20 protein-coding genes are annotated in these 21,802 nt (G+C 60.1%); 7 read left to right on the forward strand and 13 right to left on the reverse strand.

The window, feature by feature from the left end:
• Positions 1–12 precede the first annotated feature (12 nt).
• The 6 genes from HV675_RS15270 to HV675_RS15295 form a co-directional block, all read right to left on the reverse strand.
• Positions 13–801: a hypothetical protein gene (locus tag HV675_RS15270; protein ID WP_175111760.1), complete on the reverse strand. Its 789-nt coding sequence runs from the start codon at positions 799–801 to the stop codon at positions 13–15.
• A gap of 112 nt (positions 802–913) precedes the next feature.
• The gene (locus tag HV675_RS15275) at positions 914–1,627 is read right to left on the reverse strand and encodes a hypothetical protein (RefSeq protein ID WP_175111761.1); all 714 of its coding nucleotides are present in this window, start codon (positions 1,625–1,627) and stop codon (positions 914–916) included.
• A gap of 39 nt (positions 1,628–1,666) precedes the next feature.
• A complete protein-coding gene (locus HV675_RS15280) occupies positions 1,667–2,080 on the reverse strand; it encodes a hypothetical protein (protein ID WP_175111762.1) in 414 nt (137 codons plus the stop codon).
• A gap of 19 nt (positions 2,081–2,099) precedes the next feature.
• On the reverse strand, positions 2,100–3,479 hold the full coding sequence (locus HV675_RS15285) for an HlyD family type I secretion periplasmic adaptor subunit (protein ID WP_175111763.1): 1,380 nt from the start codon (positions 3,477–3,479) through the stop codon (positions 2,100–2,102).
• Entirely contained in the window at positions 3,476–5,269 is a 1,794-nt protein-coding gene (locus HV675_RS15290) for a type I secretion system permease/ATPase (RefSeq protein WP_175111764.1), read from the reverse strand. Before HV675_RS15290 ends, HV675_RS15285 begins: the two co-directional genes overlap by 4 nt.
• Entirely contained in the window at positions 5,266–6,636 is a 1,371-nt protein-coding gene (locus HV675_RS15295; RefSeq protein WP_175111765.1) for a TolC family outer membrane protein, read from the reverse strand. Before HV675_RS15295 ends, HV675_RS15290 begins: the two co-directional genes overlap by 4 nt.
• A 443-nt stretch (positions 6,637–7,079) precedes the next feature.
• Between HV675_RS15295 and HV675_RS15300 the strand changes: the two genes are divergently transcribed.
• From HV675_RS15300 to HV675_RS15310, 3 genes are read left to right on the forward strand one after another with little or no spacing between them, the layout of a single operon-like run.
• Entirely contained in the window at positions 7,080–7,619 is a 540-nt protein-coding gene (locus tag HV675_RS15300) for a PAAR domain-containing protein (protein ID WP_175111766.1), read from the forward strand.
• A gap of 2 nt (positions 7,620–7,621) precedes the next feature.
• Positions 7,622–8,368, forward strand: coding sequence for a hypothetical protein (locus HV675_RS15305; RefSeq protein ID WP_175111767.1), 747 nt, complete (start codon positions 7,622–7,624; stop codon positions 8,366–8,368).
• Positions 8,365–8,799 carry a DUF4952 domain-containing protein gene (locus HV675_RS15310; RefSeq protein WP_175111768.1) on the forward strand — a complete coding sequence of 145 codons (435 nt, stop codon included), beginning with the start codon at positions 8,365–8,367 and terminating at the stop codon, positions 8,797–8,799. The genes HV675_RS15305 and HV675_RS15310 overlap by 4 nt, the downstream gene beginning before the upstream one ends.
• A 76-nt stretch (positions 8,800–8,875) precedes the next feature.
• Here the strand turns inward: HV675_RS15310 and HV675_RS15315 are convergent, their stop codons facing one another.
• The 4 genes from HV675_RS15315 to HV675_RS15330 all read right to left on the reverse strand — a co-directional run bounded on the left by HV675_RS15315 (position 8,876) and on the right by HV675_RS15330 (position 12,987).
• A complete protein-coding gene (locus HV675_RS15315) occupies positions 8,876–9,694 on the reverse strand; it encodes an ABC transporter permease subunit (protein ID WP_175111815.1) in 819 nt (272 codons plus the stop codon).
• Positions 9,691–10,620, reverse strand: coding sequence for an ABC transporter permease subunit (locus HV675_RS15320; RefSeq protein WP_175111769.1), 930 nt, complete (start codon positions 10,618–10,620; stop codon positions 9,691–9,693). Before HV675_RS15320 ends, HV675_RS15315 begins: the two co-directional genes overlap by 4 nt.
• Positions 10,617–11,780 (reverse strand): ABC transporter ATP-binding protein, encoded by a 1,164-nt coding sequence (locus HV675_RS15325; protein ID WP_175111770.1) that lies wholly within the window; start codon positions 11,778–11,780, stop codon positions 10,617–10,619. The genes HV675_RS15320 and HV675_RS15325 overlap by 4 nt, the downstream gene beginning before the upstream one ends.
• A 103-nt stretch (positions 11,781–11,883) precedes the next feature.
• A complete protein-coding gene (locus HV675_RS15330; protein ID WP_175111771.1) occupies positions 11,884–12,987 on the reverse strand; it encodes a polyamine ABC transporter substrate-binding protein in 1,104 nt (367 codons plus the stop codon).
• A gap of 862 nt (positions 12,988–13,849) precedes the next feature.
• Between HV675_RS15330 and HV675_RS15335 the strand changes: the two genes are divergently transcribed.
• The 4 genes from HV675_RS15335 (at position 13,850) to HV675_RS15350 (ending at position 17,635) form a co-directional block, all read left to right on the forward strand.
• Entirely contained in the window at positions 13,850–15,151 is a 1,302-nt protein-coding gene (locus HV675_RS15335) for an Nramp family divalent metal transporter (protein WP_175111772.1), read from the forward strand.
• 43 nt (positions 15,152–15,194) lie between these two features.
• Positions 15,195–15,338: a hypothetical protein gene (locus HV675_RS15340; protein ID WP_175111773.1), complete on the forward strand. Its 144-nt coding sequence runs from the start codon at positions 15,195–15,197 to the stop codon at positions 15,336–15,338.
• A 358-nt stretch (positions 15,339–15,696) separates the two neighbouring features.
• Positions 15,697–17,094, forward strand: a complete 1,398-nt coding sequence (locus HV675_RS32480) for a phospholipase A (protein ID WP_425496137.1) — start codon at positions 15,697–15,699, stop codon at positions 17,092–17,094.
• Between the two features lie 337 nt (positions 17,095–17,431).
• Entirely contained in the window at positions 17,432–17,635 is a 204-nt protein-coding gene (locus tag HV675_RS15350) for a DUF1289 domain-containing protein (RefSeq protein ID WP_175111774.1), read from the forward strand.
• Positions 17,636–17,679: 44 nt separating this feature from the next.
• On the opposite strand, the gene HV675_RS15355 is transcribed toward HV675_RS15350, so the two are convergent.
• The 3 genes from HV675_RS15355 to HV675_RS15365 form a co-directional block, all read right to left on the reverse strand.
• Positions 17,680–18,342, reverse strand: coding sequence for an OmpW/AlkL family protein (locus tag HV675_RS15355; protein WP_175111775.1), 663 nt, complete (start codon positions 18,340–18,342; stop codon positions 17,680–17,682).
• Between the two features lie 252 nt (positions 18,343–18,594).
• Entirely contained in the window at positions 18,595–20,022 is a 1,428-nt protein-coding gene (locus HV675_RS15360) for an aldehyde dehydrogenase family protein (RefSeq protein ID WP_175111776.1), read from the reverse strand.
• 172 nt (positions 20,023–20,194) lie between these two features.
• Positions 20,195–21,787 carry an ABC-F family ATPase gene (locus HV675_RS15365; protein ID WP_175111777.1) on the reverse strand — a complete coding sequence of 531 codons (1,593 nt, stop codon included), beginning with the start codon at positions 21,785–21,787 and terminating at the stop codon, positions 20,195–20,197.
• Between the last annotated feature and the right edge of the window lie 15 nt (positions 21,788–21,802).

Below are 21,802 nucleotides of genomic sequence, written 5' to 3' on the forward strand. Positions count from 1 at the left end.
TTCCTTTTTGTCTTATTTGCGTGAAATTTCAATAAGAATGTCAGAAAGATTGCCCGCCGGATCGAAAAGTATTGTGATCGTTCTTTCCGTGCCCTCGCTAACCTCCTGATATCTCCAGTGCTCATTTCCATGAGGCGCAGTGGCTGGAGGTGTTACGCGATGCGGATTCGGCATCGGGGGTAGATAAACAAAATCACGGCCGAATATTCTAGTAGTCTCATCGAAATCCGGGCCACCGTGGAGCGTGCCGAAATTTACGGCAGCCGTAACCAATCCAGATCTATGAATGGTTTTTCCGGCAACCATCTGAGCACCTGCGACCGGGTTAGTCACTCCCGGAATATACTCCCGAGGAAATATCGAATGAAAACGACTGGTTATAAGAGAAATCTGGTGCTCTCCATTTTGATTACGGGCTCTATCGACGTCGACATCATCAAGATTGAACACATTTTTTAAATTTTCCTCATTATAAAAATCATCATTTAGCAAAAGATCTTGATCAAAAATAACCTTTAAATTCAAGACAAATTCAGTAGCAGTTTTTGGCCGAGATATCATTTCATCCCTTTCTTTGCTCATGCTTAACGAAACGAACGGCGCGCTCTGTGGGCCGGCCGATTGGGAATCGTTCAAACCGCTCGCCATCGCAGAATGCATTTCCGGTTTATTCTGTGATTGCGCATAATTCAGCTGACTTGCCATTACGACCAGCGGATTCAACGGAATCGCAGGTTGTGCGTAACTCAATTGGCTCGCCACTGCAGCAGTCGCCACAGCGGCTGTTGTTACAGGTTTCATTTACATCGCTCCTCTAGAAAACTACGCCGATCCAGGAAGCTTGTTTCGACACAACTCCCCATTTGTAGAAATATATGCAGCTCGACGGCCATTCCGCTTTTTCTAGCACCATTTATTTTTTATAGATATCAATCATAATTAGAGCGAGCTCACCCTCGTCGTTAAATCTAATCGTGAGAGTTTGTATAGTATGGTAACCAAATTCTTTATATTGCCATGCTTCGAATGCGTGAGGAATTGCCGGCATAGGCGGTCCGCCATCGGGTGTCGGTTTGGGTAGAATATGAGAAAATTCTTTTCCAAATATCTTCTGGGTGAGGTCGAAATTCGGACCACCCTTTTTCATTGAAAAATAAATAGTTGCCTTAATCGACCCAGATTGATCGATTGCTTTTTCACCCATTAACTCGGCAGGTGAAATTAAACCACCCAAAAATTCTCGTGTTTTAATTATTGGAAATACTGATTCAGATACATTCGCCCGGATAGAAGTATGATGTTCGGCACCGATGTCATCACTAGTGATACGAATTTCATCCAGATCAAAAATCTCTTTCAGTTTATTTTCGGTATAAAAATTATCTTCTAGCAGGGCATTTTGATCAAAAATGGCGTTGAGATTTTTGGCAAATTCAACAGGGCTTTTTGGTCGCAATATCATCGTTTTGCCCTCTTCACCAGCTCGCACGAAAGCAGACTGCGTAGCGGATGGATTCGCTACTTGCACATAATTTAGTTGGCGTTCTGGTGGAGTCGCTGGTTGTGCGTAGCTCAGAGTGCTCGCCATTGTGACGATCACCACCGCCGCTGTTGTTGCAGGGTTCATCCATACTTCTCCTATAAAGAAACTGCGTTAAAAACCTAATCACGGAACCACACGCGGCCGTATAAGCGGCAACCAAGATGGGTTAGGCGGCACGCCATAACCTAATGTGTTATTTTCAATCTCAACCCGACGAGCATTCCTGAGTATTTCCGTGGTTTGCTCCTGACTTTTCTGCACTCTCGATTGCCATTCCCTCTCACGATCAGCAGCGTTCATACAACGAATCACCTGCACCCGCTGCTGGGAAGTCAAATCGGCCGCATCAAGTGGATTACCTCCCGAATCAAGCACCTGACATCCAAGCTCGGGACGAGGTATCTCTTCAGCATGACCCAACGGAACAACAACGAGCCCCGCTAACGCGACGCAAATAAACACAAAACCAACCCATAGCCTGTTCAAAAGCATTTGAATCCCAAACGAAAATGACAAAATCTGGCCAATTCCTAGCAAATCGCTCTACCTGTTCAATTCAATCCCGCATCGACTTACGAATCCCATCCCTAACCGGTTCCAGCAGATAGTCAAACGCCGAGCGCGCATGTTTGCGGATATAGACTTCAGTCCTTAACCCCGGCCCCAGCGCAATCGGTTCACGTGAAAGCCGGTTCGCCGTTTCCAGCGCCTGGGCAGGCACCTCGACCCGCACCACATAGAACTGGGCGTGCTTCTCGCTATCGGTCAACGCGTCGGCGGACACATAGGTCACCCGTCCATCGAGCATCGGCGTAGTCCGCGAGTTGTAGGCGGTCAACCGGACATCCGCGTGACTGCCCGGCGCAATCTCGCGCACGTCATCTGGCCGGATGTTCGCCTCCACGATGAGCGGCGCCCCCTCGGGCACGATGTCGACGATCGGTTCACGCGGCCCGATCACCGCGCCGATCGTATGCACCTTCAGCCCGACGATCAGCCCCGCAACCGGCGCAGTCACGCGAGTACGCGCAGAGAGATCATGGGCGGGGCGAAGCCGCTCGCCCACCTGCACGGCGCGGTTGGTGGCGTCCTTGAGTTCGTCGTCCGCCACCTTGACGTAGTCGTTGCGCAAACTGGCGATTCTCAGTTCTAGATCGGCCTGCCGCTGTTTCGCGCGGCTCAGGTCAGCATCGCCTGATTGAACCCGCGACAGCGCATCGGCTTCCGTGCGTTGCAGGTCGAGCACCTTTGTTTCCGCGACGAAGCCTTCCTGCTGCAACGCTTCGTTGGTCCGGCGCTGCTGCGCTGCCATCTTGTAGCTGCGGCTCATCGTGGCGATCATCTGCGCGCTGACTTCGATCTCCTGCCGCGTATGAGCGAGTTCCGCACGTAGCAAGGCGTTCTGATCAACAAACGCGCGGCGGCGTGCAGCAAAAATCGCAGCCTCGCGCTCAAGCAGTTCGGCCACGCGCGGATCGTTGCGCTGGTGCGCAAGGGCGTCCGGAAATGTCAGGATGTCTTTCAGATCGCGCTCGGCTGACAGCCGGGCGATCCGCGCCTGTTCCGAGTCGGATTCGGCCTGCAACGCGGACAGTTCAGCCGCCGGCCCCACGTTGTCCAGCACGATCAGCAACTGGCCGGTTTTTACGCGGTCGCCATCTCGAACGAGGATGTCCTTCACGATGCCGCCTTCCTGATGCTGCACGATCTTGCGTTCACCTTCGGTACGCACCACCCCTTCGGCGACAACCGCGCTTGAGAGCGGCGCAAGGGCCGCCCATCCGCAGAGCAGGCCAATCCCCATGAGGACACTTACAGCGCTCACAGCAATCAGCCGACGTGGCAGCGGCAAAGCGCCACAGGCCGGTGGTGCTGACAGAGTCAACAAGCGGCGCACCGCTTCGGTTAATCGAAGTCGCGGATTGAATCGTCTCATTGGTTGCCATCCATCAGCGGTCCGATGGTTTGCTGCCGGACCGGTTGCAACGAGGAACGGTTTGCTTCAAGTGCCGCCACATCGATGGTCCGTACGTCGCCTGTGCGAGGCGGATGGGCATCGCTGCCCGGCGAACCAGGCGTTGGCAGAGGCGCACCAGGCGGCGGCCCAAACCGCTCGACCTGGCCGTCCCGCAGGCGTAGCACCCGATCAGCCAGTTCGATCAGCGACGGCCGGTGCGTAACGGCAATGATGGTTATGCCGTCCTCTTTCAGTTGCCTCAGCACCCGGTCAAGCGCGGCTTCTCCGTGGGCGTCAAGACTGGCATTCGGTTCGTCCAGCAACAGCACGACAGGTTCGCCGTACAGCGCACGCGCCAGCGCGATGCGTTGGCGCTGTCCGCCCGAGAGCCGTTCGCCGGCATCGCCAATCGGCGTGTCGTAACCTTGGGGTAGCGCCAGGATCATCTCGTGAACCGCGGCGCGCTGTGCCGCGCGTACGATGGCAGCCGAGTCGAGCGGTAGCGGCTTTGCGGTACGTGCGATATTTTCTGCAACCGTGCCCGCCAGTAGTTCGACATCCTGTGGAACGTAGCCGACATATTGACCAAGCGACTGCCTGGGCCACTGCGCCACATCCGCGCCATCAAGCCGCACCGTGCCCGCCTGCGGTCGCCACAGTCCCGCGATGACGCGCAGCAGTGTCGATTTTCCTGACGCGCTAGGGCCAGTGATGACGAGCGTCTGTCCGGCGGACAGCGTGAAATCGACCCCGCGAAGCAGCAGCTTGCCCATTCCCGTCGTGCGCGACGGCACGCTGAAGGCAATCTGTTCAACGCGAATCGTTCCTGCCGGCCGCGGCAGTGTCACTGATTCGATATCGGCCGGAGCGGCGAGCAACGCGTTCAGCCGCGGCCATGCCTCGCGCAGTTCCCCCGCCTGTTTCCAGTTGCCAATGAGTTGCTCAATGGGCGCAAGCGCCTTGCCGAGCAGGATCGTCGTGGCGAGCATGACGCCCGGTGTCGCGTGGCCAGCGATCACGAGCGCCGCCCCGGCGGCCATCGTGATGACCTGGATGACCTGTCGCAGCGCTTTGGTGACGTCGCGATACAGCGCGCTGTTGTCCGATACGTCCCGCTGTGCGGCGATGTATCCGCGCTTGCGCGTATCCCACGCCTCCACCAGATTGCCGACCATTCCGAGCACGGTGATGACTTCGGCGTTGCGCATGATCTGCTGATAGAACGCATCGCCTTCGCGTTGACGCGCGAGGTACGACTGGATGGCCTTCCGGCTGAGCCGGTCATTGAGCAGCGCGACGCAGATCAACACAACCGCGCTGATCGCGGCGATCAGCGCCAAACTCCAGTGGAACAGGCCGATGATGACGAGATAGACCAGCAACCACGGCGCGTCGAAGAACGCGATCACACCCGACCCCGCCAGAAATGCACGCAATGTATTGATATCGCCCTGGCTCGCAATCGGCCGGGACGGCAGATGATGCGTGCGGGCTGCGATCTGCGCCTGCAACGCCAGCCGGTCAAGCCGGTTGCCTATCTGCATCCCCAGATCGGACAGGATTCGGCTGCGCGCGATATCGACTGTCAGATTCATCGCAAGCGCGATTATCGTAAAGACGATCAACATCAGCAGCGTTTCGATGCTCCGGCTTGGCAGCACACGGTCATAGACCTGGAGCAGATAGAGGGTCGGTGCAAGTACGAGCAGATTGGAAAGGATCCCAAACAAAGCCGCGATAAACAGATGACGTCTGATTAGCTGATTCATTGACGCGCCGCCCCCGTATCCGATTGAGGACGCTTGGCCCGGTCACTTTCGGCCAATAGAGCGTCGAGCGCGGTCAGGTCGGCCTCGCTGAGATCAGCGGTGCTCGCCTTCAGTTTCAAACCTTGAACCACCGTCTCCGCGCGCGCGTGCGCCAGGTCGCGCTGAGCCCGGTACAGTTTGTCTTCGGCGTCGAGCACGTCAGCGTTGACCCGGACGCCCACCCGGTAGCCGGTCTGGTTCGACCGTAATGCGACGCTCGCAGACCGTACGGCGGCCGCAAGCGCCGCTGTCTGCGCCTGCCCTCGCGTAACACCCAGATAGGCGTCGCGTGCCGTCAGACCGGCGCCACGTTGTGCGTCGTCCAGATCGTGCCCGGCCTTGTCCTCCAGCGCGAGCGCCTCCCGAATCCGGCTCTGGGTCATGAAACCATCCGTGAGCGGGATCGAAATCTGAATGCCGATTGCACCCGCGGTACCGCGATTACCGCCGGTATAGAAATTCGCCTGACCGTTGATGAATGCCGCATTGCCATGGTTGACATTGCCGACCAGGGCGACGGTAGGGTAATGTCCGGCTCGCGCCTTGCCGCGCTCGCGGCCGGCGATTTCCGTCGCGATCATTTTTCTGCGCACGTCGTAGCCCGATGTCATGGCCGCATTGACCCATGACTCGACGTCAGACGGCTCCACGGCAGGAAGGTGGACATCACCGCGCCACCCGTCAACATTGTTGACAGGGTGGCCAACGATCCTTTGCAAGGCGGCATAGCTCGTGTCGAGCCGGGTTTGCGCGGCGATTTCGTCTGCCTGCGCAGCATCGAAACCGGCCTGGGCTTCGTTTTTGTCCACGACAGTCGCGTCGCCCAGCGCGAAGCGGCGCTCGGCAAGCGCCCGTTGTTCCGCGACGGCTTTGCGGTGATTGATGGCGAGCGTAACGGCCTCTTGCGCGTCCAGCGCATCGAAATAGGCCTGCGACACACGCAGCAGCAGATCCTGCTTCGCCTGCGCGAGCGCCTGATCGGCGTCCATCGCATAGAGTTGGCCCTGCTCGTAGGTTTCCCACGCGGCCCAATTGAAAAGCGGCTGGTTGAGCGAAAGCGTGAAACCGACGGTGGAATAGCCCGGAATCGTCTGGCCCGGAATGCTGACCGCGTTGTGATAGATCAGCTGTTGCGCACCGATTTGCGGCAGAAGTCCCGCCCGCCCTTGCGGCGCTTTTTCGATGGCGGCTCGCCACGCGGCTTCCGCACTCTGAAACGCGGCATCGGCCGCAAGCGCTTCGCCTGCGAGACTGGCGAGACTGGCGAGGCTGGACGCACGTGCAGTGGTGACCGCTACGAGCAGCAGAATGCCGACTATGGTCTTCATCGGGTCGTGAGCGGGCCGCCAGCAAGGCGCAGGCTCGCGGTCAAACGCTTTGAATACCTCCCACGCTTTTCGAGCCTACGCGGCAGATCAGTCATCTTTCCGTCCCTTACCAGAGCTTCTGAATGCGGTCTCGTCAGCACACGTCCATTCGGTATGCTTACTTATTCAGATAAGAACCGCGAAGATCTGGAAAGGGTATTGAATCGGGGGACTGACGGATATCAGATTGGTCTGAAGAATTACTTCGTCCACGATGCGTGGCGTTCTCCCTCCCCTACGCAGACCACGTCATCGGCCGACACCAATTTCATACCTTTCTGATATTCAGCGCGTTCGGAATCGCCGATGATGTCGGACTCTCGCAGCGCCCTCTCATCAAAATTTAGCAATCCACACGACACTGCGGCACACCCGCGTCAGGCATCTTACGGAGAGTGATCACCATGATTCGCTATTTTCTCGCGAAGGGAGACCGCGCAGAAGGCGCAACGATCATCGAAGGACTGGAATACGTGATCTGCGCGAATCCACCGCCGCCTGTTCACATCGCGACACTGGGCATGAAAACGTATTGCACGACCTGCAAGCGTGAAGGGTTTATCGCACCCAAAGGCCCACGCCGGAAAGGAACCGGCCCAAATGGCAAGGACTGGGCCTTGAGCGGCGATATCAACATCTGCGGTTGCGAGCCGCCACCCGTCTTCTACGCGGAACGCGGTATGAAAGTGATGTTCGCACCGCACGAAATTGAAGCGTGGAGAAGAGACGCAGGCTTGCTCGCCAGTGCTGACGCGCCGGCACGTTCACGCTACGCCGAACTCATCGTCTTGAAGGACGAACAAGGTCATCCGGTCGCCAATCAACGCTACAGAATCAGGACCGGCGACGGGCAGATTTTCGAGGGTGTGACAAACGAGGCAGGAGAAACGACACGCGTCCGCACGGATGGCCCTATGCAACTGTCCATTGAACTATTGGTGTAAGCATGTCGAACTTCCTCCGAAATTCCAGCGCCACGACGAATCAGAATGGTGGCACGCATACGGCTACCGTCGATACTCGCTACGTCCGGTTACGTGAAAACACCGACGGTTGGCTGAAAATCCAACCGACGTCTTCCAAAGAAATGTACATCTGCGAATACACCAAGGTAACGATGGTGAAGTCCGAAGGAGGTCGCACCTATTTCAAGGTGATGGATGGCTGGAGCGCCGTCGGACTCACAGCGAGCTTAAGCGACGCGAATGCCAGAGAGTTTCTGACGAAAACTCCACCGAGCGCGACGATCGAAACCGTGAAGGTGAAGTATGGGCCTCGCAACGAAGAGGTTTCGCCTTTCAAAGGCCCATTGCTTCAACAATGGGCAACATTGAATATACGCGGTCAAGCCATTACGGTCACGCTCAATAGCGACTGGAGCGGTCAATACAGCCCGATCCCCGCAGGCTCTCACCGTATCATGGCGCCAGATGCTTCCCACGCAGGCACTTCAACGCAAGGCTATCGCAACACCTACCCGGGACGAATCAAGGCAAACGATGTCTGGTTTCCGATCGAACTGGCGGGGACGACCGGTAATTCGACACGGTACGTTCATATCGGTCATTTGTCGCACGGATGCGTAACCGTGCATCAAATTGAGCTTTGGAACGTTGTCTATAATTTCCTCATTTCACATCGGCTACCGAATACGAATGGGAAATATGTTGCCCTGCTGGAGGTAACGAAGTGAAAGCGCTCATTGCTCTTTGCCTTGCCGTTTTCCTGAATAACACGGCAAAAGCCGAACAGGTACCGGAACCGCCATTGGTATGTGGCGATTTCCTCAAACAACTTGGCTTGCAACGCCCCGATGTCAAATTTGTCAGTTGCGAATCGCTGAAAGACGCCGGCGTTTGGCCCGAAGCGTTGCAAGCCGTCTATCAAGTCGAAGGCAAAGATATCGCGAAGGTAGAAAATTGGCTAGTTCGACTGGCCAAAGTAAAGCGTTTGAGGTTCGTCTGCTGCGGCTGGGAAACCCCCAACGAGGGTATGCTCGAAGATCGAAACGGCTCGACCTTCGTCATTGGCATGGGCGGCGAGGCGATGGTCACTGAGCGCAAGGACTTTCCCAAGATCCCCTATCTGAATGTCTATGTGAGGCACTACTTATATGAACCATGACTCGGCCAGACATATATAGGCAATCGTCCTTCGGCTTATGGGTCACGCAGCGATGCGCGGCCTTTCCCCATGCAGCCTAAACCGCCATCTCCATCCTTTTCTTTTCCGCCCGCTGCATAAAGATGTTCGCAGCGACAACCCCAACCGAAACAACCGCAATAAACAGCGTCGCCAGCGCATTCATCTCCGGATTCAACCCCAACCGCACGCGCGAGAAAACGACCAAAGGCAGCGTCGTCGACCCAGGCCCGGAGAGGAACGCGGACAACACGAGGTCGTCAATAGACAAAGTAAACGACAGCAACCAACCCGCAATCAACGCCTGCGAAATCAACGGCAACGTCACGCTGAAAAACACCCGCAGCGGCGTCGCCCCCAGATCAAGCGCCGCCTCTTCCAGCGCCGGATGCAAATCCCGCACACGCGACTGCACAATAATCGCGACATACGACATACACAGCATCACATGTCCGATCCAGATCGTGACGATCCCGCGCCCCGCCGGCCACCCCAGCCACTGCCCCATTTCAACAAACAGCAGCAACAGCGAAATGCCCTGAATGACCTCGGGAATCACCAGCGGCGCATTGATCATCCCGGTATAGAGCGTGAAGCCGCGAAACCGCCCCATCCGCGCGAGCACAAATCCGGCCCACGTACCGATCACAACCGAAGCAAACGCCGTCAACAACGCCACCCGCAACGACAGCCACGCCGCCGCGATCAGTTCATCATCCTGCAGCAGCGCCGCATACCACCGCGTCGAAAAGCGCGTCCACACGGTCACCAGTTGCGACTCGTTGAACGAATACACCACGAGGCTGATGATCGGGATATACAGAAACAGAAACCCGATTCCCAACGCGAAAAACTGCAACCAGCGATTCGGCTTCATCCGCGCTCTTCCTCCAACGCCTTCGCCTGCGCATGCTGGAACAGCGCCATCGGCACCAGCAACAGCAACACCATCGCGCAAGTGACCGCGGACGCCATCGGCCAGTCCGCATTGTCGAAGAACTCATTCCACATCACGCGGCCGATCATCAGCGTATTCGCGCCGCCGAGCAGTTCCGGAATGACGTACTCGCCGACCGCCGGAATAAACACCAGCATGCAGCCCGCAATAATGCCGTTCTTCGACAGCGGCAGCGTGATCTGCCAGAACGCCTTCCACGGCTTTGCGCCGAGATCGTAAGCGGCTTCGAGCAGCGTCAGGTCCATCTTCACGAGATGCGCGTAGAGCGGCATCACGAGAAACGGCAGGTACGAATACACCATGCCGATATATACGCCGGTATTCGTGTGATACAGCTCGATCGGCGTATGAATCAGCCCGATCGACATCAGGAAATTGTTCAGCAAGCCATTGTTCTTCAGGATGCCGATCCATGCGTACACGCGAATCAGAAACGACGTCCAGAACGGCAGCATCACCATCATCATCAGGATGTTGCGCGTGGCCGGATTCGAGCGCGCGATGTAGTACGCCATCGGGTAGCCGATCAGCAGGCAGATCAGCGTCGTGACCGCCGCGACCAGCAGCGAATTCACATACGTCGCGAAGTACAGGCTGTCCTGGAACAGAAACGCGTAGTGCGACAGATCGAGCGCGATATTGACGACGCCGTCCTTGAACGCCGTCAACTCCGTATAAGGCGGAATGCCCAGGCGCTGATCCGCGAAGCTGATCTTGACGACCAGCAGAAACGGCACCAGAAAGAACAGCAGCAGCCAGATAAACGGCCCCGCAACCACCGCCGTTTTGCCCGTCAGCCGGAAGCGCCGCGCCGGCCAGGTCGCGATCGATTGCAGCGCGCTCATGACGTCAGCACCACGCCGGCCGATGCGCTCCAGCGCACATACACCTCGTCCCCCCAGGTCGGCGTTTCGATCTCCAGCAGCGCGAGGCTCGACACGTTCGCGACCACCATCTTGCCGCTGTCGAGCTTCACGTGGTACAGCGAATAGCCGCCCATGTACGCGATATTCGTCACGACGCCCTTGCCCCAGTTGAACGCGCCTTCCGGCGGCTTGCGCGTCAACGCAATGCGTTCGGGCCGCACCGAGATCGTCACCGGCATGCCGAGCGGCCCTGTGATGCCGTGGCTCACATACAGCCGCACCGGCAGCTCGGGCGTGTCGATATACACGTGGTCCGGCTCGTCCTCGACCACATTGCCGTCGAACAGATTCGTCGAGCCGATAAACTCCGCGGAAAAACGGCTGTTCGGATACTCGTACACCTCGTTCGGTGTGCCGATCTGCACGATCTCCCCTTCGCTCATCACCGCGAGGCGCCCCGCCATCGTCATCGCTTCTTCCTGGTCATGCGTGACCATGATGCAGGTCACGCCGACCTGATCGAGAATATTGACGAGTTCGATCTGCGTGCGCTGACGGATCTGCTTGTCGAGCGCCGACATCGGCTCGTCGAGCAGCAGCAGCTTCGGCCGCTTCACGAGGCTGCGCGCGAGCGCGACACGCTGTTGCTGACCGCCCGACAGTTGATGCGGCTTGCGCTGCGCGAAGCGACCCATCTGCACGAGTTCCAGCGCCGCATGCACGCGCTCGCGCAGTTCCGCCTTCGGCACCTTCTCCTGCTTCAGGCCGAACGCGACGTTCGACTCGACGGTCATATGCGGAAAGAGCGCATACGACTGGAACATCATGTTGGTCGGACGCCGGTACGGCGGCAGTTGTGCAAGGTCGTCGCCGTCGATCAGGATCTTGCCGGACGTGACCGTTTCGAGGCCCGCGAGCATGCGCAGGAGTGTCGACTTGCCGCAACCCGAACTGCCGAGCAGCGCGAATAGCTCGCCCTTCTTGACCGACAGGTTCACGCCCTTCACGGCCACCGTCTCGCCGAACTTCTTCACGACGTCGACGATCTGCACGAAGTTTTCCGCTGCTTGATCCGCAGCGGCAGGATTGCCCGGAGGCAGCGTGCCGGCCCCCGCCGGCGCGCCAGACTGATCGCTCATGATGTGCTGCTTTCCTGCTGCATGTGACGAACAAAGCCCTCGGTGAACACCGAGGGCTTAAGGAGAATGCGGACCCGCACGGCGGCGGCGCTTGATCGGGACGCTACCGGCCGGACTTGAACTCAGTCCACAGACGCGTCTGCAGCCGCTGGATTTCAGGCGGCAGCGGCTTGAGCAGGAACAGCGTCTTGACCACGTCGGCCGGCGGATACACGGCCGGATCGTTCGCGACGTCCGGGTTCACGTACTTGCGCGCTTCCGCATTCGCGCTCGGATAATAAACCGCGTTGGTGATCGCCGCGTGCACCTGCGGCGTCTCGATGTAGTTGATCCACTCGAGCGCGGCTTCCTTGTTTTTCGCGTCCTTCGGAATAGCCATCACGTCGAACCAGACCGGCGCGCCACCCTTCGGAATGTAATATTCGATCTTGTAAGGCTTCTTCGCCTCGAGCGCGCGATGCTTGGCGATCACGACGTCGCCCGACCAGCCGTACGCAAAGCACACGTCCCCGCCGACCAGGTCGTTGATATAGCCCGACGAGTTGAACTGCGTGATAGACGGGCGGATTTTCTTCAGCATGTCGAGCGCAGCCCGGTAGTCGTTCGGGTTCGTGCTCATCGGATCCTTGCCCATGTAATGCAGCGCGGCCGCGAACATCTGGTCCGGCGCGTCGAGCACCGAGACGCCGCACGCCTTCAGCTTCGAGATGTTTTCGGGCTTGAACAGGATGTCCCAGTTGTTGAGCTCGACGTTCTTGCCGAGAATCTGCTGCACCTTCGTCACGTTGTAGCCGAGGCCGGTCGTGCCGTATGCCCAGGGCACCGTGTACTGGTTGCCCGGATCCGCGCCCGCGACGAGGGTCATCAATGACGGGTCGAGATATTTGAGGTTCGGCAGCTTCGATTTGTCGAGCGGCGCGAAGATGCCGGCTGCGATCTGCTTGCCCGCGTAGTTGCTGGTCGGCACGACGATGTCGTAGCCGGAATTGCCGGTGAGGAGCTTGGCCTGCAGCGTGTCGTCGCTGTCGTAGTTGTCGTACTTGACCTGAACGCCGGTCTGCTTCGTAAAGTTCGGAATGGTGTCCTTGGCGATGTAATCCGACCAGTTGTACACATTCAATTGCGTATCTTTTGCCGCTGCCGGCAACCAGGGCGCCGCGCTCAGCACGAGCACCGCCACCAACCGGCCCAACACCAGTTTGTTCATTCCGTTCTCCGATCCTGACCGGCCGACGCCGACCGTCTACCCCGCTTATGCCGCGGCCGTTCCCGCCCGCGACTTCCCTGAAAACCCCGAAAACTACCACTAAACGTTGTGCGCCACAAAAAAAATCCCCCGATGTCGCACAAACGGTACAGCCGGCTTCGCGTCCGCGCGCGATCGGCGCAAGCGGACCCCACCGACTCGGTGACCGACAAAATGGGCGCAATTTTATCGGGTTATCGGCGTGTGTCCACCACAAACCAGCCCGGCTGGCCGCGCGGCGGATCGGCGCCGGCGCGCGCGCCGCGTTCGCAAACGCCGGGGCACGGGCGCCGCGACGGCGTATCCATCCGATGAAGCGGCGATCCAATCGCCACACTATAGACTGTCATAAAGCCTGCGCCCGGGGTCGGTGCACGCGTCGTTGGCGAGAGGCGGGGGCTCGCGTACAGCGATCGCCGTGGTGCGCGGTGCTGGTTCACGCTATGCGGGGGGGCACACCGTGCGGGGATTCACACCGGGTTCTCGCCGTGGGATTCTCGCCGTGGGATTCTCGCCGTGAGGTTCTCGCCGTGAGGTTCTCGCCGTGAGGTTCTCGCCGTGAGGTTCTCGCCGTGAGGTTCTCGCCGTGAGGTTCTCGCCATGCGGGTCTCGCCGTGCGGGTCTCGCCGTGCGGGTCTCGCCGTGCCGATTCTCGCCGTGCCGATTCTCGCCGTGCGGGTTCTCGCTTGGTGCTGCCCCACGCTGTGCGGGGTCGCTACCGGTTGGTTGCCGGCCACCGCGTCGCCCACGCGACGACGAGTTGGGCGCACACGTATGGCACGGCGTTTGCCCCGTACTTTGCTTTAAGCGGCGAGGGCCCGCGATGAACACGAATCCGTTTGCGATGCGCCCCGGACGCCGCCGTCCATCCGACGGCGCGCCGCCGCGGCCTGCGCGCCGGCTGTCGTTTCTCGGCGCGGGTGCGCTCGTCGCGGTCGGCTATATGGATCCCGGTAATTGGGCCACTGCGCTCGCCGGCGGCGCAAGTTACGGTTATCAACTGCTCGGCGTCGTTGTCGTGTCGAGTCTCACCGCGATGCTGCTGCAATGGATCGCCGCACGCATCGGCGTCGTGTCCGCGCGCGATCTTGCGCGGCTGTGCCGCGAGCGCTTTAGCCGGCGCGTTTCGTTCCTGCTGTGGATCGCCGCCGAAATTGCGATCATCGCGTGCGATGTCGCGGAAGTGGTCGGCAGCGCAGTCGCGTTGCAGATGCTGCTCGGCGTATCGCTGACGGCCGGCGTGCTGATGTCCGCGGTCAGCACCTTCGCGATGCTCGCGCTGCAACGGCATGGCCATCGCACGCTCGAAGTATTCGTTGTCACGCTGATTCTGTTCGTCGGCATGTGCTTCGTCGTCGAGCTCGCGCTCGCGCAGCCCGACTGGCATGCTGCCCTCGCGGGCGCCGTGCCCGACCCACGCATCGTGCGCGATGCCGGCATGCTGTGGCTCGCGGCCGGCATTCTCGGCGCAACCGTGATGCCGCACAACCTCTATCTGCATTCGACGCTCGTGAAAGAGTCGGCGCCATCGGGCGATGACGGCGAGATCGCGCGCGTGCTGCGCAGCGTGAATATCGGCACGTTCAGCGCGCTGTCGGTTGCGTTTCTGATCAACGCGGCACTGTTGATCGTCTCGGCCGCGGTATTTCATGCGCACGGCCACTACGATGTGACCGATCTCGCCGACGCGCATGCGTTAATCGCACCGCTGGTCGGTTCGCACTGGGCTGGCATCCTGTTCGCGGCGGCGTTGCTGGCATGCGGGATGAATGCGACGGTGACGGGCACGCTCGCCGGACAGGCCGTGATGGAAGGCTTCCTGAACCTGTCGATACCGCGCTGGCAACGCGCGCTGCTCACGCGTGGGCTGGCGATCGGGCCGGCGCTGGTCGCGGTCGCGCTATTCGGCGAGCATGGCTCGAATCAGTTGCTGGTTGCAAGCCAGGTGGTGCTGAGCCTGCAATTGCCGCTCGCGGTCGTGCCGCTCGTGCGCTTCGCGTCCGACGCGCAATTGATGCGCGGCTGGCGTGTGAAACGCGTGCCGCTCGTGCTTGCGTGGCTCGCTGCGGCGGGCATCATCATGCTGAATGGCGCGCTCGTATGGCAGGTTGCGGCCGGTAGCTGAATGGGATCGGCGCCGTTGATGCCGGTTGACTGATGCTTGGCTGATGCTTTTGGCGCGGACGGTCGTGCTGGTCGTGCTGGTCGTGCTGGTCGTGCTGGTCGTGCTGTCGTGCTGTCGTGCTGTCGTGCTGTCGTGCTGTCGTACGGTAGCACTGGTCGTTCTCTGCCTTGATGCCTTGATGCCTTGATGCGCTGCTGCACCGCAGCGCCCGTGCACTAATCACGTCTGCAACATGCTTCGCAGAACGCTGCGATCACAAAGCATCGCAGTTGCATCGAACGTCGGGAACTGCACCGGCTGTCGCGTGTCCTTTCTTTTCGTAAGTCGCCCCTTACCATCACAACTGCATCGCGGCGCTCGCCGCAACGCCACGGTGCCCAAGCGGGGACGTCTCGACTATGCGCTTTGACGCCGCTACGCCACGTCGCTTTGTTTCGTTGGCCAGACTGATCGGTTCGGCCCGCCGTTTCACGCGAATTTCGATTGCGGGTTGGCTCGTCGTGTCCGGTGTCCTCTTCACGAGCGTCGCACACGCAGCCGTCGCGATGTTGCAGCCGCCGCGTGAAGTGCTATTCAGCGAACCCTTGCGGATCACGCTGCTCTACTCTGCCGATGGCGGGCAGCCGCTTGCGCTCACGCTGCCCGCGACGCTCCGTGTCACCGTGAGCGACAGCGATCACGCGCCACAACCAGTCGACCTGACTCGCGAACCGGACGTGCCCGCTGCATTACGGCTGGATGCCGGGCAATACCGCAAGGTCGAGTATTCGGCGCCGTGGCCCGCATGGGCGCGCGGCGAAGTGCGCATTGATCCGGTCGGCTTCGATGCGTCGCCGGCGATCGTCGCGATCGATCGAAGCCCGCGCGCGGCACCCATCGCGCAGGCAGCGCAACCGGATGCGGCGGCGGCTCCCGCACAGATCGCGCAGCCGGTTGCCGCGGCGGCCGCGCCCACACATGCCGCCGCAACTTCGGCATCCTCTGAAGCAGCGACGGCACGGGCGGCTACTTCGACATCCTCTGACGCAATCACCGCGCAGGCCGCCAATCCGGCGTCTTCTAAAGGCACGCCTGCGCAACTCAGTAGTACATCGGCGTCTCCCGAAGCGGCTCACACGGTCCCCGCAACCGAGTCTCGCGCCGCAACGGCAGCCCTACCTGCTTCGGACACCACGCCCGTCTGGACACCGCCCGGCGATTCGCTATCCACCGCCGCGAACGGCTCGCCATCGCGCATCTCGTACTTCGAGCCGATGTACTTCGCAGTCGGCCACAACGGCGACACCAATGCGCGCCTGCAGGTTAGCTTCAAATACCGGCTGTGGATGCCGGATGATCTGCGCTCGAAAAGTTTCCTCGACAACCTCTACTTCGGGTACACGCAAACGTCGATCTGGGATCTGGCCGCCGAGTCGCGACCGTTTCGCGATACGAGCTACCAGCCGCAGCTCTTCTACTACGTTCCCGACACCGGCTGGCGCGCGCCATGGTTCGCCCGCATGGGCATCGCAGCCGGCATCGGACATGAATCGAACGGCAAAGGCGGCGCCGATTCGCGCAGCCTCAACCTGCTGTTCGTGCGCCCGACATGGGAATTCGGGGACCTCGACGCGGCGCATTGGGTCGTGTCGCCGAAAATCTACGTGTATGCGGGCAAGAGCAATAACCCCGATATCGCCGACTATCGCGGCTATGCGGATCTGCTCATCAAGTACGGCAGCCCCGACGGCCTGCAGCTCGCGACCACGCTGCGCAAAGGCACGAAGCACTGGTACGGCAGCGTCGACGCGCAGCTCACCTACCCGCTCGCGAAGCTGCTCGGCACCAGCTCAGTGGGCGGCTACGTGTGGCTGGGCTATTTCAACGGCTATGGCGAGGATCTGCTCGACTACAACGTGCGTCAGCACTGGATTGCGCGCATCGGCTATAGCATTGCGCGCTGAGCGGTTTGATCGCGCCTTTGCTTGCGCGGTTTTGTTCGCGCATGTGCGTGGGCGATTTGGGTTTGCATGGATTTATTCGCATGGCCCAGTTCGCATGGCCTGATTCACATGGCCCGGTTTGCGCGGCCTGGATCGCCCGACCTGTTCGCCCGACCTGTTCGGGTGACCTTGCTCGCATAACCTGGTTCGAGTGTTCTTGCCCGCGTGCCTTGATCCAACAAGGCCGCGCGAAGCCGCGCACAACGCGTGCGCCAGCTTTTCGTTTAACATAACGGACCGCTCGCCCACATTCCACCTGTTTTCCGCGCATGCGCACCTTCGCGCGCAAGGCTTTCCGATGGCTTCGAATCTTCACGACCTTCCCGACAGCCCGTGTATCGGCGTCTGTTCCACGCTCTTCGACGAAGTGTGCAAAGGCTGCGGGCGCACCGCCGGCGAGGTGGCGAACTGGGTCTTTATGACCGACGACGAAAAACATGCGGTGTGGGAACGGATCGAACGCGAAGGCGTCGCGATGCGCTTCAAGTACGACAAGCTTTGAGCCGCGCGCCGCGCGCGGACGGCTGACCCAGCCGGCACGCCGCGTCAGAATTTCATCCCGACACCCACGCCCACCACGAGCGGGTCGATGCGCAATGTGCCGATCGACTGGCCGCCCAAGGTCGCATCGGTTCTCATCCAGATCTTCTTGATGTCCGCGTTGAGAAACACCCTTTTCGTGACCTGCACGTCGACACCCGCCTGCAACGCGGGGCCGAAACTGCTGTGGCTCACCGCGATGCCCTCGCCGCCCGCTTGCAGTCCATCGTTGTAGAAGTACGTGTAGTTGAGGCCCGCGCCGACATACGGGCGAATCTTGCCTTGATGGTTGAAGTGGTATTGAAGCAGCAATGTCGGCGGCAGTACGTTCACCCCGCCGAGCGCGCCGAGGTTCGATGTCACCTGATGGCGCGAGGTCGCCAGAATCAGTTCGACGCCGATGCTGTCGCGAATCATGTAGGTGAAGTCGAGCTCGGGCACGATCGCGTTGTTCACATCGACGTTCAAGGTCGACAGCGTACTGCTCGTGCCCACCTGCGGCATGATACTGATGCCGCGCAAACGGACCAGTACGTCGCCCGCGTGAATACCGCCTTCCACTGTGTTGCCGCCTGCGTCCGTGTCCGCTGCACGCGCCGGTATGGCCGCGAGCGCGCCCGCGAGCATGACGCACGATACGGCGAGCGTCATTCCGATTTTGTTCTTCATTGTGTTGCCCCGTTGTCGATTCGAACTGTTGATGCTCGAAATCATTGTCGGGCGTAGGGGTATGTCCGCTATTGACCTTTGTCAACGATGGCAACTACGTGCGTGAACCTGCGGCCGAACGTCGCGTCGCGCAACGAACGGCACAAAAAAAGCGCGTGCGGAGTGATCCGCACGCGCTCTTCTGTGAACCGTATAACCGTACAGATACGTGAGCCCAAGCACGCGTGACGCGCGCCGCCGGCTCACGCCGGGCTATCTGCCGGCGAGTTGCATCGCCTTGTATTCCAGATATTCCTCGAGACCAAACGTGCCGTTCTCACGACCGTGGCCCGATTGCTTGTAGCCGCCGAACGGCGCGGCCGCATTCCATGCGCCGCCATTGATATTGACCTGCCCGGTGCGCATGCGGCGCGCGACACGCAGCGCGCGTTCATCGCTGCCCGCCCATACCGCGCCAGCGAGGCCGTACACCGAATCGTTCGCGATCCGGACGGCTTCGTCTTCGTCCTTGTAGGTGAGGATCGATAGCACCGGGCCGAAGATCTCTTCCTGCGCAATCGTCGCTTTGGGGTGGACGCGCCCAAACACGGTCGGCCTGGCAAAGAAGCCTTGCCCGATGCCATCGGGCATGCCGGGTCCGCCCGTCACGAGTTCCGCGCCCTCTTCGATGCCGCGCGCGATGTACTGCTGCACGCGTTGCTGTTGCGCGGCCGAGGCGAGCGGGCCGAGGCGCGTGCGCTCGTTGCGCGGATCGCCGGGCACATAATTTTCGGCTGTGCTTTTCGCGAGCGCGCGGGCCTCTTCGTAGCGGCTTTCGGGCACGAGCATGCGCGTATGCGCGGAACAGGTCTGGCCGGAGTTGAGAAAGCACGCGCTGACGGTCGCCTTGATGGCGGCCGCGAAGTCCGCGTCATCGAGAATCACCGCGGCGGACTTGCCGCCCAGTTCGAGCGCGACGCGCTTGACGCTCGCCGCGGCGAGTTCGGACACACGCTTGCCCGCGCGCGTCGATCCGGTGAACGACACCATATCGACCGATGGATGCGACGCGAGCACTTCGCCGATCACCGGTCCATAGCCGCTCACGAGATTGAACACGCCGGCGGGCAGCCCCGCTTCGTGAATCGCCTCGGCCAATACGAACGCATTGAGCGGCGCGATTTCCGATGGTTTCAGCACGACAGTGCAGCCTGCCGCAAGCGCGGCGGCCACTTTCAGCGTGATCTGGTTGAGCGGATAGTTCCACGGCGTGATCGCCGCAACGACGCCGACGGGCTCACGCACGACCAGCGAATTGCCGAGCTTGTCTTCGAACTGGAATTCGTCGGCCAGTTTCGCGTAGGCATTCCAGTTCTGCACCGCGCTGCCGACCTGAATCGCGCGCGCCAGTTTGATCGGCATGCCCACTTCACCGCAGATCAGGCCCGCGAGTTCATCGGTGCGCGCTTTGAGGTTGTCGGCAATTTTTTGCAGATAGGCGCTGCGCTCACGCGGAGAAGTCGCGGCCCAACCGTCGAAGGAGGCGCGTGCCGCGACGATGGCCGCCTCGGCATCCGCTTCGATGCCCTCGGGAATGCGGCCCATCAGCTGTTCGGAGCCCGAGTCGACCACGTCGATCGTGCCCGTACCGCAAGGCTTCAGCCATTTGCCGTCGATGTAGAGCTGGTCGTAGGTCTTCATGTCGGTGCGGTCCTTTGAGTGCGTTCGTTCATTCTACTGCCGCAGGATTTGCGTCCGCCCGCGTGCGTCGGCAACGAACCGGCGAAAAAAAGCCCGCTTGCAAGAAGCGGGCTTGAGATTCGGCGAATACCGTCGCGAACGTCAGTTACGCGGGGCCAACAATGCGTACAACTTACGCTACGCCCTGGCTCGACAGAAAATCCTCGTAATTGCCACCGAAGTCATTCAGTGTGCCGTCGGTCTTCACTTCGATAATCCGGTTGGCAAGGCCGCTCACGAACTCGCGGTCGTGCGACACGAAAACCAGCGTGCCTTCATACTTCTCCAGCGCGATCTGCAACGACTCGATCGACTCCATGTCCATATGGTTGGTCGGCTCGTCCATCAGCAGCACGTTGTGACGGCCGAGCATCAGCTTGCCCCAGATCATGCGGCCCTTCTCGCCGCCCGACAGCACCTTCACCGACTTGCGGATATCGTCCGCGTTGAACAGCAACCGGCCGAGCGTGCCGCGCACCATCTGCTCGTCGTCGCCTTCCTTGCGGTACGTGTCGATCCACTCCATCAGCGTGACATCGTCCGGAAATTCCTCGTACGTATCTTGCGGCATATAACCGATGTTCGCGTTTTCCGACCATTTCACCGTGCCATGGTCGAGCGCCAGATTGCCGAGCAGCGAGCGCAGCAGCGTCGTCTTGCCTGCGCCGTTCTCGCCGATGATCGCGATACGCTCGCCCGGCTGCACGCTGATGCTGAAATTATTGAAGATCGCGCGGTCGTACTTCTTCGTGATGCTCTCGGCGACCACCGCGATGTTATGCAGCTTCTTTTCGTACTCGAAACGGATAAACGGGTTCTGCCGCGACGACGGCTTGAATTCCTCGATCTTGATCTTGTCGATCATCTTCAAACGGCTGGTGGCCTGACGCGCTTTCGACTTGTTGGCCGAGAAGCGCCGTACGAAGTCCTGCAGATCGGCCACGCGTTCCTTCGCCTTCTGGTTCGCGGCCTGCGCACGCTCGCGCGCCTGCGTCGACGCGAGCATGTAGTCGTCGTAGTTGCCCGGCCAGACTTTCAGCGTACCGTAGTCCATGTCCGCCATATGCGTGCAGACCTGGTTCAGGAAGTGACGATCGTGCGAGATGATGATCATCGTCGAGTTGTACTGGTTCAGCACGTCTTCCAGCCAACGGATAGAGTTGATGTCGAGGTTGTTGGTCGGCTCGTCGAGCAGCAGCACGTCCGGCTTCGAGAACAGCGCCTGCGCGAGCAGCACGCGCAACTTCCAGCCCGGTGCGACATTGCTCATCGGGCCGTTGTGCAGGTCGATCGCGATGCCGATGCCGAGCAGCAGTTCGCCCGCGCGCGCTTCGGCCGTATAGCCGTCGTACTCGGCGAACTTCGCTTCGAGTTCGGCCGCGTGCATGTAGTCGTCGTCGGTGGCTTCCGGGTTCGCGTAGATCGCGTCGCGCTCGGTCATCGCGGCCCACATCTCGGTGTGGCCCATCATCACGACGTCGAGCACGCGTACGTCTTCATACGCGAACTGATCCTGGCGCAGCTTGCCGAGGCGAACGTTCGGCTCGAGCATCACATTGCCGGAGCTCGACTCGAGGTCGCCGCCGAGAATTTTCATGAACGTCGACTTGCCGCAGCCGTTCGCCCCGATCAGCCCGTAGCGGTTCCCTTCCCCGAACTTGACCGAAATGTTTTCGAAGAGGGGCTTCGGCCCGAATTGCATCGTGATATTGGCAGTAGACAGCACGGCGCGTACCTTTGA

Origin of the sequence: Paraburkholderia solisilvae (assembly GCF_902859875.1) — a bacterium.
Taxonomy (GTDB): Bacteria; Pseudomonadota; Gammaproteobacteria; order Burkholderiales; family Burkholderiaceae; genus Paraburkholderia; species Paraburkholderia solisilvae.